Source organism: Rhodococcus sp. NKCM2511 (assembly GCF_014905595.1).
GTDB lineage: Bacteria > Actinomycetota > Actinomycetes > Mycobacteriales > Mycobacteriaceae > Rhodococcoides > Rhodococcoides fascians.
Genome location: NZ_BNHJ02000004.1, coordinates 169,468 through 182,231, shown reverse-complemented (window position 1 = coordinate 182,231; position 12,764 = coordinate 169,468). Strand labels below are relative to the sequence as shown.

At 67.1% G+C, this 12,764-nt stretch carries 13 protein-coding genes; 11 read left to right on the top strand and 2 right to left on the bottom strand.

Translation table 11 applies throughout. The features are described from left to right. Positions 1-41: 41 nt before the first annotated feature. Positions 42-500 carry a PAS domain-containing protein gene (locus JLZ96_RS22900; RefSeq protein WP_027494379.1) on the bottom strand — a complete coding sequence of 153 codons (459 nt, stop codon included), beginning with the start codon at positions 498-500 and terminating at the stop codon, positions 42-44. A gap of 64 nt (positions 501-564) precedes the next feature. Next, entirely contained in the window at positions 565-1,056 is a 492-nt protein-coding gene (locus JLZ96_RS22895) for an inorganic diphosphatase (RefSeq protein WP_201011335.1), read from the bottom strand. A gap of 178 nt (positions 1,057-1,234) precedes the next feature. Between JLZ96_RS22895 and dacB the strand changes: the two genes are divergently transcribed. The 11 genes from dacB (at position 1,235) to JLZ96_RS22840 (ending at position 12,755) form a co-directional block, all read left to right on the top strand. Further along, positions 1,235-2,605, top strand: a complete 1,371-nt coding sequence (gene dacB / locus JLZ96_RS22890) for a D-alanyl-D-alanine carboxypeptidase/D-alanyl-D-alanine-endopeptidase (protein WP_045841637.1) — start codon at positions 1,235-1,237, stop codon at positions 2,603-2,605. After that, positions 2,602-3,678, top strand: coding sequence for a zinc-dependent metalloprotease (locus tag JLZ96_RS22885; RefSeq protein ID WP_201011334.1), 1,077 nt, complete (start codon positions 2,602-2,604; stop codon positions 3,676-3,678). The genes dacB and JLZ96_RS22885 overlap by 4 nt, the downstream gene beginning before the upstream one ends. Further along, positions 3,650-4,648: a tRNA lysidine(34) synthetase TilS gene (tilS, locus tag JLZ96_RS22880; protein WP_201011333.1), complete on the top strand. Its 999-nt coding sequence runs from the start codon at positions 3,650-3,652 to the stop codon at positions 4,646-4,648. Before JLZ96_RS22885 ends, tilS begins: the two co-directional genes overlap by 29 nt. An 11-nt stretch (positions 4,649-4,659) precedes the next feature. Beyond that, positions 4,660-5,211: a hypoxanthine phosphoribosyltransferase gene (hpt, locus tag JLZ96_RS22875; protein WP_027494374.1), complete on the top strand. Its 552-nt coding sequence runs from the start codon at positions 4,660-4,662 to the stop codon at positions 5,209-5,211. A gap of 307 nt (positions 5,212-5,518) precedes the next feature. Further along, positions 5,519-8,359, top strand: a complete 2,841-nt coding sequence (gene ftsH, locus JLZ96_RS22870) for an ATP-dependent zinc metalloprotease FtsH (protein ID WP_236254214.1) — start codon at positions 5,519-5,521, stop codon at positions 8,357-8,359. Positions 8,360-8,566: 207 nt separating this feature from the next. Next, positions 8,567-9,193 (top strand): GTP cyclohydrolase I FolE, encoded by a 627-nt coding sequence (gene folE, locus JLZ96_RS22865; protein ID WP_080735587.1) that lies wholly within the window; start codon positions 8,567-8,569, stop codon positions 9,191-9,193. 19 nt (positions 9,194-9,212) lie between these two features. Further along, complete coding sequence (folP, locus tag JLZ96_RS22860) at positions 9,213-10,061, top strand: dihydropteroate synthase (RefSeq protein ID WP_230072956.1); 849 nt, start codon at positions 9,213-9,215, stop codon at positions 10,059-10,061. Beyond that, entirely contained in the window at positions 10,058-10,459 is a 402-nt protein-coding gene (gene folB / locus JLZ96_RS22855) for a dihydroneopterin aldolase (RefSeq protein WP_045841635.1), read from the top strand. The genes folP and folB overlap by 4 nt, the downstream gene beginning before the upstream one ends. Continuing rightward, on the top strand, positions 10,456-10,965 hold the full coding sequence (folK, locus tag JLZ96_RS22850) for a 2-amino-4-hydroxy-6-hydroxymethyldihydropteridine diphosphokinase (protein ID WP_057472624.1): 510 nt from the start codon (positions 10,456-10,458) through the stop codon (positions 10,963-10,965). Before folB ends, folK begins: the two co-directional genes overlap by 4 nt. After that, positions 10,962-11,432, top strand: a complete 471-nt coding sequence (locus JLZ96_RS22845) for a DUF3180 domain-containing protein (protein WP_156394446.1) — start codon at positions 10,962-10,964, stop codon at positions 11,430-11,432. The genes folK and JLZ96_RS22845 overlap by 4 nt, the downstream gene beginning before the upstream one ends. A 90-nt stretch (positions 11,433-11,522) precedes the next feature. Further along, positions 11,523-12,755: a DUF6779 domain-containing protein gene (locus JLZ96_RS22840; protein WP_201011332.1), complete on the top strand. Its 1,233-nt coding sequence runs from the start codon at positions 11,523-11,525 to the stop codon at positions 12,753-12,755. Positions 12,756-12,764: the final 9 nt, after the last annotated feature.

Here is a 12,764-nt window from a genome sequence, read left to right as displayed (position 1 = left end):
AGAACGATTCGAACCGTCAGCGCAGAGCGCTCATCGAAGTGTCAGCGCAGAGCGCTCTTCGGGTCGTTCCACAGCTGGTCGGTGAAATCCTCCAACGCGACGAGCACGATGGTGTCCTCGGTGCGCCGAAGAATCGACTTGCTGGCCCGCACCTGAACGATGTCGCCGGTCTTGTCGGTCATCCGCCAGAGGGAGTCCGCACGGGTGGCGACGGTGGTCAGGAACATCTCCGCGACGTTCACGCCCTCCGGAGCTCGATCCGGGAAGATGTCGTGCAGGTGAAAGTCCTCTCGTTCTGTCCGGTCGAGTCCGAACAGATCGTCGAAGGCCTCGTTCGCGAACACGATGGCACCGGTGGGATCGACAGCCAGAATCGGTACCGGGATCCGGTCGAGAACGACGGTCACCGGCAGATCGGGGAACTGGGTCGGGTCCGATATCGGCCGCGACTCCAGATTGCGCCGATCACCGGCGGTGCCGTTGGAAGTGCTGTCGGTCATACGTCTCCCCAAACTGTGGTTCGTCGGCACACGGCCGAAACGAGGTGTTGTGATGCCGAAAGGATCAGTGACCCGGATTGTCCGTCAAACGCTTGAAGGACGCAGCGATTTCGGCCTCGGCTTCTGCGCGACCCACCCAGTCTGCACCGGTGACGTGCTTGTTGGGTTCGAGATCCTTGTAATGGACGAAGAAATGCTTGATCGCGTCGAGCTCGAAGGTCGAGACGTCGCCCAGATCCTGGATGTGATCCCAGCGGGTGTCGCCGGCCGGCACGCACAGCACCTTGTCGTCGCCGCCTGCTTCGTCGACCATCTTGAACATGGCCACCGGGCGGGCCTCGACGATGACACCGGGGTACACCGACTCGGGCAGCAGCACCAGCGCGTCGAGCGGATCGCCGTCCTCGCCCAGGGTGTTCTCGATGAAGCCGTAGTCGGCCGGATACGCCATCGCGGTGTAGAGGTAGCGGTCGAGGCGAACACGTCCGGTGACGTGGTCGACCTCGTACTTGTTGCGCTGCCCCTTGGGGATCTCGATGGTGACGTCGAACGACACGTGCAGTCCTCACTGTCTTGGTTCGAGCCCGAGCGGGCTCGAGTGGTTTGCGAATGTCTCTATGGTGGCGGCGCAAGGCTACCGGACCCGAGGATACTGTTGACTCGATGATCATGGGTACGACCACGGCAATGACGGAGGAACGGTGGCGGGGCTGACACGGCGATTCCTCGGTCCCATGGCGGGGCGCAGACGCAGGAAGAAGCGGTTGATCCTCACGCTGTGCGCTGTGTTCGTCGTGGTCCTTGCCGTCACGACCGCCGCTCTGGTGCTGCCCAGGGTCTCCGAAAGTGTCGACGCCGCGATCGCACCCCCACCCGAGACGGTGCTGCCGAACCCGTCGATCACCGCGTTCCCGGACTCGGCCCCGGTGCCGAGCGCAGCCGGTCTCGCAGGCGCGCTCGCACCCGTCGTGGACGACGCCGCGCTCGGCACCTTCACCGGCACCGTGGCCGACGCGCAGACCGGCCAGATCCTGTGGTCGCAGAATCCCGACACGCCCATGACTCCCGCATCGACGACCAAGGTGCTCACGGCAGCGGCCGCGATGCTCGCGCTTCCGTCCGACCACCGCGTCGCGACCCGGGTGGTCCAGGGCAGCGGTGAGGGCAACATCGTGCTGATCGCCGGCGGCGACCCCACACTCACCGCCCTGCCGGTGGGTACGACCGGGTTCTATCCGGGAGCGGCACGCATCGACGACCTGGTGGAGCAGATCCGTCGCAGCGGAACCGCAGTACGCAGCATCAGCGTCGACACGTCCATCTACTCCGGCGACACGATGGCCCAGGGCTGGTTCCCGGCCGACATCGCCGCCGGATCCATCACCCCGATCGAACCGATCATGCTCGACGGCGGTCGCTCGAACCCCCTCGTCGACGAATCGCCGCGCAGCACCACGCCTGCCCTCGATGCCGGCCGCGCCCTCGCTGCGGGACTCGGCGTCGACCCCGCTGCGGTGACGACGGGCAAGGCGGCGGAGGGTGCCGATCAGATCGCATCGGTGCAGTCGGCCCCGTTGCGAGATCGGCTGCAGCAGATGATCTATCGGTCCGACAACGTGCTGGCCGAAGCGGTGGGCCGAGAACTCTCGCTCGAGATGAACACGGCGGCAAGCTTTTCCGGGGCGGTGGCGTCCATCGGCCAGACCCTGTTCTCGGCCGGCTTCGACATGGCCGGTCTGGCGTTGCAGGACGCGAGCGGACTGTCGGTCGACGGCAGGATTCCCGCGCGCCTGCTCGATCAGGTGCTGACGTCGGCAGCCGGGAGCGGCCAACCGGCACTGCGGCCCATGCTCGACTACCTACCGGTCGCCGGTGCCACCGGAACGCTGTCCGATCGGTACGCCTCGGGTGATCGTACCGGTGCCGGCTGGGTTCGCGCGAAGACCGGAACTCTCTCCGCTGCAAGCGCTTTGGCGGGATACGTCGTCGACGTCGACGGTCGGATCCTGACGTTCGCCCTGATGTCCAACGACCGGCCACCCGATGTCAGTCGACCCGCCCTCGATGCCGTCGCATCGACCCTGAGAATGTGTGGTTGCCGATGAGCACCGAAACAGCAACCGCCGACGACAACGACGCCACGTCCGGGTTCGCCGGCGCAGTCGACTGGGCGGTGGCCGCGAAGGCCGGAGCGAGATTGGCACGTCCGGGACCGGCCACCTCGCGATACACCGCCGCCGCAGCCGTGGAAGAGCTTGCCGCAGCATCGATTCGGGCCGAGGGGCCGGTGCGGGAGACGACAGGCCTGGCCGACGGTCTGCCGGTGCCCGACGCCCAGGTGGTCGATCGAGCAGGATGGATCGCAGCGGCGGCTGCGTCGATGAAGCACCTCACCGGGGACGAGAACGAGGCACCCCCGACCGGTCTGCTCGGTGGCAAGCCCGCCGGGTTGCAGGCCGGTGCCATGCTCGCGTTCCTGTCCAGTGCCATTCTGGGACAGTACGATCCGTTCACCGGTGAGAGTGGCACCCTACTGCTGGTCGCACCCAACGTGATCGCCGTCGAACGCGCACTTCGCGTCTCGCCCAGTGATTTTCGACTCTGGGTATGCCTGCACGAGGTGACCCACCGAGTGCAGTTCTCCTCCGCGCCGTGGCTCGGGCAGTACATGCGGGACAACGTCGGATTGCTCTCCGACGGCACCGACGAGCCGATGTCCGATGTCCTCACTCGGCTGAGCGGCGCTCTGAAGGCCAGGAAGAATCCCGGCGGATCCGCCGAGGACGCAGGCATCATCGGTCTGCTCCGCGCGACCCAGCCCGAGCCGCAGCGGCAGGCGATCGACCGGCTTCTCGTTCTCGGAACACTGCTCGAAGGTCACGCCGACCACGTCATGGACGCCGTCGGACCGGCCGTCGTGCCGTCGGTGGTGCAGATCCGCCGCGCATTCGATCGGCGACGCCAACGCAAGGTCAACCCCGTCCAACGCGTCGTCCGCACGCTGCTCGGGATGGACGCGAAGATGGCGCAATACGTACGCGGCAAGGCATTCGTCGATCACGTCGTCGGCTCGGTGGGAATGGAACGCTTCAACACGATATGGACCGGACCGGACACCCTGCCGTTGCTGTCGGAGATCGAGGACCCGGATGCGTGGGTCGCGCGAGTCCTTGGCTGAGCCTGCGGAACGACCCAAGCTGCCCGAGTCTCCGGCGTTGCTGGAAGTTCGGCGAGCGGTGCGGGGTTGGTTGGCGGCGCATCCCGGCCCGGTAGCGGTGGCGTTGTCCGGTGGTGCGGATTCACTGGCGCTCACTGCGGCGACCGCAGCCGAGGCTTCGAACGTGACGGCGCTGATTGTCGATCATGGACTTCAGGCGGGATCGGCCGAGGTGGCTGCCGTCGCCGCCGAGCGTGCCCGGTTGCTGGGCGTCGACGACGCCCGAGTGCTGACGGTGACCGTGGCCGGTTCGGGCGGGATGGAAGCTGCCGCTCGCCGAGCCCGATACGACGCATTGGACGGCGCGCGCGGTGATGCCTCGGTGCTGGTGGCGCACACTCTCGACGACCAGGCGGAGACGGTACTGCTGGGCCTCGGTCGCGGCTCGGGGCCTCGGTCCATCGCCGGAATGGCAGCGTTCGACGACCCGTGGGGTCGGCCGCTCCTCGGCGTCCGCCGTGCCGTGACGCGGGCCGCGTGCGCGGAGCTGGGGCTCGAACCGTTCGAGGATCCGCACAACACCGATCCCGACTTCACCCGGGTGCGACTACGCCACGAGGTGCTGCCGTTACTCGAAGACGTGCTCGGTGGGGGCGTCGCTCCGGCTCTGGCCCGCACGGCCGAGCAGCTGCAGGAGGACGGCCGGGCGCTCGACGCCATCGCCGCGGCCGTCGTCGATCCGAACACGCGCGAGCTGGACGTCTCGGCGATCGAATCGTCCGACCCTGCGATCCGCCGCCGAGTGGTGCGGCGCTGGCTCCTCGGCCGGGGTGTGACGTCGTTGTCGGACCGTCAGATCCGCGCTGTCGATGCGCTCGTCGTGCGCTGGACCGGGCAGGGCGGAGTTGCGCTGCCTGGGGGAACGCCGGAGGCGAGGTTGGTGTGCTCGCGTCGGCATGGCAGGCTGAGCGTCGGCCTGGAGAACGAATGAAGGGAAACCCCGTGTACGAGGGCGACATCGAATCGGTTCTCATTTCCGAGGAACAGATCAAAACACGGACCGCGGAACTCGCAGAGGAAATTGCCAAGCGGTATCCCGAGGGTGCTCCCGAAGGCGACTTGCTGCTGGTCGGCGTTCTCAAGGGCGCGATCATGTTCATGACCGACTTCGCGCGGGCCCTGCCCATCCCGGCGCAGCTCGAGTTCATGGCGGTGAGCTCCTACGGCTCGTCGACGTCGTCCTCCGGCGTCGTCCGGATTCTCAAGGACCTCGACCGCGACATCACCGGACGCCACGTGCTGATCGTCGAGGACATCATCGACTCCGGTCTGACGCTGAGCTGGCTCAAGCGCAACCTGGCGACCCGGTCGCCCGCCTCGCTGTCGGTGGTGACGTTGCTGCGTAAGCCCGACGCGATCAAGGTCGACGTCGAGGTCGCGAACGTGGGCTTCGACATCCCCAACGAGTTCGTCGTCGGCTACGGCCTCGATTACAACGAGCGATACCGCGATCTGCCGTACATCGGTCTGCTGGACCCGAAGGTGTACAGCTGATCCGAGTTCTTTCGGTTCCGCCCGTGTCGCTGCGCTGGACCGTCCGTCAATGGACCATCGCCGCGCCGAGACGTATGCAATGGTCCATCGATCCGGATAGTGTGCGGCGATACACGGGGAACTGCCGGGGGAGTGCAGTCGTTGGAGGGGAAGAAGCGTCGACGCCGACAGGCGCGTGGACGCAGAGCGCCAGGTAAGAGCGAGTCCGATGTCCGAGTCTCGCGGTAGCCTGGAGTATCCGGCGGGCAGGGAGCAGCCAGCGCGCGGGAGCGGACTGAAAGGACACGGCCGAGTCGGCTGAAGCTGTATGAATCGGAAGACAGTAATACGAAATCTCGCCATCGTTTTCGGCATTCTGTTGGTGATCTATGCCTTCAGCTACTTCGGTAACGACACGCGGAACTGGACGTCGGTCGACACCTCGGTGGCGATCGCCCAGCTCGACGACCGCAATGTCGAGTCCGCGCAGATCGACGACCGTGAGCAGCAGATTCGGCTGACCCTCAAAGAGGCCTCCGACGCCACGGAGAACGAGAAGCAGATCATCGCGAAGTATCCGGACTCGGCGTCCGAGCAGATCTTCGACAAGGTCGACTCGCAGGGCTTGAACAGCTACAACACCACCGTCACCCAGGAGAGCTGGTTCAGCTCGTTCCTGCTGCTCATCCTCCCGATGGTGTTGATCCTCGGCGTGATCATCTTCGTGATGAGCCGTATGCAGGGCGGCGGCCGCGGCGGTGTCATGGGCTTCGGCAAATCCAAGGCCAAGCAGCTGACGAAAGATATGCCGAAGACCACGTTCGCCGATGTCGCGGGCGCGGACGAGGCTGTCGAAGAGCTCTACGAAATCAAGGACTTTCTGCAGAACCCGGCGCGCTACCAGGCCCTCGGTGCCAAGATTCCGCGCGGCGTCCTGCTGTACGGCCCTCCCGGAACCGGCAAGACGCTGCTGGCGCGCGCCGTCGCAGGCGAGGCGGGCGTCCCGTTCTTCACCATCTCGGGCTCGGACTTCGTCGAGATGTTCGTCGGCGTCGGTGCATCCCGCGTGCGCGATCTGTTCGAGCAGGCCAAGCAGAACAGCCCCTGCATCATCTTCGTCGACGAGATCGACGCCGTCGGCCGCCAGCGCGGCGCAGGCATGGGCGGCGGACACGACGAGCGCGAGCAGACGCTCAACCAGCTGCTCGTCGAAATGGACGGCTTCGGTGAGCGCACCGGCGTTATCCTCATCGCCGCCACCAACCGGCCCGACATCCTCGACCCGGCCCTGCTGCGTCCGGGCCGCTTCGACCGTCAGATCCCCGTTGGTGCCCCCGACCTGGCAGGCCGTCGAGCGATCCTGAAGGTGCACTCGGCCGGAAAGCCCGTCGCGCAGGATGCGGACCTCGAAGGTCTGGCCAAGCGAACCGTCGGAATGTCGGGTGCAGACCTGGCCAACGTCATCAACGAAGCAGCACTGCTCACCGCTCGTGAGAACGGCACCGTCATCACCGAGGCGTCGCTCGAAGAATCCGTCGACCGCGTCGTCGGTGGTCCGCGCCGCAAGAGCCGCATCATCAGCGAGCACGAGCGCAAGATCACCGCGTACCACGAGGGTGGCCACACTCTCGCGGCATGGGCGATGCCCGACATCGAGCCCGTCTACAAGGTGACCATCCTCGCGCGCGGTCGCACCGGCGGCCACGCGATGACGGTCCCCGAGGACGACAAGGGCCTGATGACGCGGTCGGAGATGATCGCACGCCTGGTGATGGCCATGGGTGGACGCGCCGCGGAAGAGCTCGTGTTCCACGAGCCGACCACCGGAGCGTCCTCGGACATCGACCAGGCCACCAAGATCGCCCGCGCGATGGTCACCGAGTACGGCATGAGCAGCAAGCTCGGTGCCGTCCGCTACGGACAGGAACAGGGAGACCCGTTCCTCGGTCGTTCGATGGGACAGCAGTCCGACTTCTCGCACGAGGTCGCCCGCGAAATCGACGAGGAGGTGCGCAAGCTCATCGAAGCCGCGCACACCGAGGCGTGGGCCATCCTCAACGAGTACCGCGACCTGCTCGACACCCTTGCCTCCGAGCTGCTCGAACGTGAGACGCTGACTCGCAAGGACCTCGAGAAGATCTTCCACAGCGTCACCAAGCGCCCGCGCATCACACTGTTCAACGACTTCGGTGACCGTAAGCCGTCGGACAAGCCGCCGGTCAAGACTCCTCGCGAGCTCGCAGCCGAGCGCGGCGAGCCGTGGCCTCCGGTGCCGCCGGCACCGAAACAGCTTCCGCCACAACAGTTTCCGCAGCCCAGCTACGCCGGGTCGCCGCAGTTGACCAAGGGTGGGCAGCAGAACGGCAGCAACGGTTACAATGGCGCACCCAGCAACGGCGCACCCGGCACCGGCGAGCTCGGACCGAACACGGGTGCCGGTCGACGTAGCGCGCCTGCCCCCGGCGACTACAACGGCGGTAGCAACAACGGCGGCGGCTACAACGGGGCTACCAACGGTGGCGGCTACAACGGCGCTACCAACGGCGGTCCTGCCAACGGAAGCTACGGCGGGCCGACCACAGGCGGCGGATACTCCGAGGGCTATCGCCGGCCCGAGCCCCGATCGGGTCCCAATGGTTCGGGCCCCGATTACGGCGCTCCCGCCGGCTGGTCGGCACCCGGCTGGCCGCCGCGCGATCAGCCACAGGTGCCGCGCTACCAAGGCCCGTCCACGCCGCCGGCTCAGTACCAGCCTCCGCGTGAGCAGGACTCGGATCAGGGCTACCGTCAGCATCCGACGTATCAGCAGCCGCAGTCCTACCAACCGCCCCAGCCTCAGCAGTCGTACGACCCGCAGCAGCCGCAGCAGTCGTATCAGCCGCCGCAGTACCAGCCGGATCCGTTCCGGCCGGACGCCGGGGAGCACGGTCGCACGTCCCGGCACGAGCCTCCCTACGGCGAGAATTCCGAGGGCGCGCCGGAGTCGACTCCCACATGGGAGGTTCCGGAAAGCTCGCACAACTACCCGCTGCCCGGAGACGATCGACCCGCTCATGGTTCGTCGGAGGAGTCGCAGCAGGGTGAGCACGGCGACGGTCACGGAAACGACGACGGCGACGCCGGCCCACGCACCCAACGGTGGGAAGGACCGGGCGGCTCACACCGCTAGTCCGATCATTAGGCTGACTGGGTCGACCGTCACGGTCGACCCAGTGCGTCGTTTCGAACCCGTGCTGTTGTTCGTCGGCGAGCCGTTCACACCGAGCAGCACGCCCGCCCAGCTGCCACATTCGCGGAGCCCAACCGGAGGTACGTTCTCGTGTCAGTCAACAGGACCGACGAGTCGACAGGCGACTCGGCAGAAGTCCCAGCAGCCGTGCAATCCGCCGCCCCGCAGCAGGGAATCGCGGAGACGGTGGCCTTTGCCACGGGCGCGGTGTTCGACCAGCCCCGCGCGGAGGCTGCGGTACGCGAGTTGCTCATTGCCGTCGGTGAGGATCCCGACCGCCAGGGCCTGCTCGATACCCCGGCTCGTGTCGCCCGGTCCTACCGAGAGATCTTCGCCGGCCTCTACACCGATCCGGACACCGCGCTGAACACGACCTTCGACGAAGGCCATCAAGAACTGGTTCTGGTTCGCGACATCCCCATGTACTCCACGTGCGAGCACCACCTGGTCTCGTTCCACGGCGTCGCCCACGTGGGATACATCCCCGGCAAGAGCGGCAAGGTGACCGGTCTGTCGAAGCTGGCCCGCGTGGTGGACATGTACGCCAAGCGTCCCCAGGTGCAGGAGCGGTTGACCAGCCAGATCGCCGACGCGTTGATGCGCAAGCTCGACCCACGCGGCGCAATCGTCGTGATCGAGGCCGAGCACCTGTGCATGGCGATGCGCGGTATCCGCAAGCCCGGTGCCAGCACCACCACCTCGGCGGTCCGGGGTCTGCTGCAGTCCAGCGCGGCATCGCGTTCGGAAGCCTTGGACCTGATCCTCCGGAAATGACGGTTCCGGTCCGATCACGATGATTCTCGCGCGCTCCGTTCCCGCTGCGCCCATCGTCATGGGCGTTCTCAACGTGACGGCCGATTCGTTCTCCGACGGCGGTCGCTACCTCGACGTCGACGCGGCCGTCGAACACGGTCTGGCGATGCATCGGCTGGGAGTCGACATCGTCGACGTCGGCGGGGAGTCCACGCGCCCCGGGGCGGACCGCGTCGACCCGTCTGTCGAGGTGCAGCGCGTCGTACCGGTCATCTCGGCGTTGGCCGCCGAAGGCGTGAGCACCAGCGTCGACACGATGCGCGCACACGTCGCCGCTGCGGCGATCGAGGCCGGGGTGTCGATCGTCAACGACGTCTCGGGCGGTCGAGCCGACCCCGCGATGGCCGGCGTGGTCGCGCAAGGCGGGCTGCCGTGGATCCTGATGCACTGGCGGGCCGCCGACTCGACGTTCCGGCACACCGGTCCGGCCGATCACTACGACGACGTGGTCGCCGACGTTCGCCGCGAACTGCTCGAGCAGGTCGACCACGCAGTGAGCGCCGGGGTCGACGCGTCGCGGATCGTGCTGGACCCGGGCCTCGGATTCGCCAAGAACGCGGAGCACAACTGGCAGCTGCTGCGCGGACTGCCCACCCTGGTGGAATCCGGTTTCCCGGTTCTGGTGGGTGCGTCCCGCAAACGTTTTCTGGGCTCGCTCCTCGCCGAACCCGACGGTTCACCGCGTCCACCGGACGGCCGGGAGATCGCGACGGCCGTCGTCTCTGCTCTCGCCGTCGCCGGCGGCGCGTGGGGAGTGCGGGTGCACGACGTCCGGTCGTCACTCGACGCGGTGGCCGTCGTGCGGGCATGGCAGGGTGGTCGCGCATGAGCGAGATCAACAGTGCCGCTGCAGGGACTCGTCGCGGCGACCGCATCGAATTGCGCGGGCTGACCGTCCGCGGCAATCACGGTGTCTTCGACTTCGAGAAGCGAGACGGCCAGGACTTCGTCGTCGACATCACCGTCTGGATGGATCTCTCGCCCGCGGCCGAGACCGACGATCTGACTCGGACGTTGCACTACGGCGAGCTGGCCGAACATGCCGCGGCGGTCGTAGCGGGCCCGTCCCGGGATCTGATCGAGACGGTCTCCGCCGAGATCGCCGAGGTGGTGCTCGGTTACGACTCCCGAGTCGACGCGGTGGAGGTGGTGCTGCACAAGCCGTCGGCTCCCATTCCCCTGACGTTCGGCGACGTTGCCGTGGTGGCCTATCGGGAGCGAAAGTGAGCCGTGCAGTGCTGTCGATCGGCAGCAACATCGGCGACTCGATGAGCCACTTGCGTTCTGTCACAACGGAATTGGGTTCGCGCGTGGTGGCGTGCTCGGCCGTGCATCGATCTGCTCCGTGGGGTGGCGTCGAGCAACAGGACTTCCTCAACGCGATCGTGGTGGCCGAGGACGATGTCTACGGCCCGTGGGACTGGTTGCGTCTGGCGCAGCAACTCGAGGAGGCAGCGGACCGCGTTCGAGTGCAGCGTTGGGGACCCCGCAGCCTCGACGTCGACGTGATCGTGTGCGACGACGTCATCAGTGAGGACCCGCGCCTGATTCTTCCCCATCCCCGTGCGCACGAGCGCGCGTTCGTGCTGCTGCCGTGGCTGGACGTCGAGCCCGACGCCACACTTCGGGTCGGCGGGGTGGACGTGCCGGTCTCCGAGCTGCTCGAGCGACTGAGTGCCGACGAGCGAGTGGGAGTCGTCCGTCTCGACGACGACGGTGATCGACTGTGGTGACCAATCCCACCAAGCTCTGGGATGTCTTGGGTTTGTTTCTGATCGCCGCAGTGGGCACGTGGCTGCTGGTGCGGGTTTTCTACGGTTCGTTTCCGCCGATCCCGGTGTACGCCGGAGCGTCGCTGTATCTGGTCGCGGTGGTGGAAGTGGTGACCGCGGTGATCGTCCGCAATCGCATCGCCGAGCATCGAGTGGGTACCGGTCTGCACGACCTGCATCCGTTGACGGTCTTCCGGGCGCTGGTGTTGGCGAAGGCGTCGTTGCTGGTGGGAACCGCTCTGGTGGGGGTGTGCGTCGGCTTCTTGGTGTACGTATTGCCGCGAGCGGCAACGGTGCGAGCGGCGTCGGCGGACCGAGCCGGAGCGATCGTGGCCCTCGTCGCGGGCTTGGCCGTCGTCGCCGCCGCGGTGTGGCTGGAGCAGTGCTGCCGCACCCCGGAAGATCGGGACGACGAGCGCTCCCGATAACGTATCCGTCCCTCGATCGTTACCTTCGTTGTGTACGTGATCGGTCGGGGATGACCAGATGCGACCGACAGGCCGGTTACCCTTGAGAACATGACAGATCAGACTCGCGCCAAGAAGGGACGCCGAAAGCGGCGTAGTGCGAGCCAGCTGTTCCTCGCGGCGCTCGTCGTGTTCGGCATCGTCGCCAGTGTGCTGTTGTTGTTCAGCGAAAGCGTTCAGTGGATGCGCGTCGGGGTGCTCTCGGCGCTGTGGGCCGCGGTGATCGGTGCGTTCGCGATGACGAAGTACCGCAGGGAAGCGGCCGCGGATCAGACCAAGGCCAAGGACTTACAGACCGTCTACGAACTGCAGCTCGCCCGCGAGATCTCGGCCCGACGCGAGTACGAGATGAGCGTCGAAGCCCGGGTGCGCAACGAGACGCGGTTGGAATCGGACGAGGTCGCTGCGCTGCGTAACGAACTGGCCGCGCTGCGCCAGAACCTGCAGGTGCTCTTCGAGGGCAATCTGCCGACCGAACGGGTCGCACTGCGCGCCGAGGCGATGCGGATGCAGGAACTCGGCGGCCGTGGCTACGACAGCTATCAGCCCGCACCGTCCGGGTTGTACGTACGAGGTGGCGGCAACGGCAACGGACCCGGCTTTAACGGCGTGGGTACGCCCTACGACGAGCCGGTCACCGCCGAGACGTCGGTGGTCTATCCCGAGGATCCGGACGAAATGCCCCGCGCGACGGCGGCACCGGACCCCGATTCCCGGTACGCACAGGACGCGTCCGCCGAGCAGGGTTCTGCACCGGAGGGTTCCGACGACGTCACCGACGCCGGGCAGAACGACCGCACCGAGCCGCCGGCCGCGCAGTCCCGCCCCTACGGGGCACCGAGGCCGGCCGGTCGGGTGAGCCCGCCCACCTCGCCGTTCACCGCATACAACTTCGAGCAGACGCGTCGACCCGCGGCCGAATCCGAACCGGCCGAATCAGAACCTGTCGAGGACGCCGAACCTGTCGAGGAGGCCCAGCCCCAGCAGGCCCCCGAGCCCGAATCGGCCCAGGAAGCGGCGACGTACCCGGAGTCTCGCCGCTCGCTGCGCGATTCGGCCGATGCGTTCTTCGCAGCCGACCGCGTCGACGACACGCCTGCCGAGGAGACGGCGGATGCACCGCGACGCGGACGCAGGCGCGCCGAATCCCCCGAGGAGGCGTCCGGCGCGCATTCCAACGGCCGTTCCGTGGCCGAGATCATGGCCGGGCTGGCAGGCGGCGATTCGGCCGACACGACGACCACCGACGCAGGCACGCGTCGCCGTCGCCGTCGCGCAGACTGAGAACCAGAT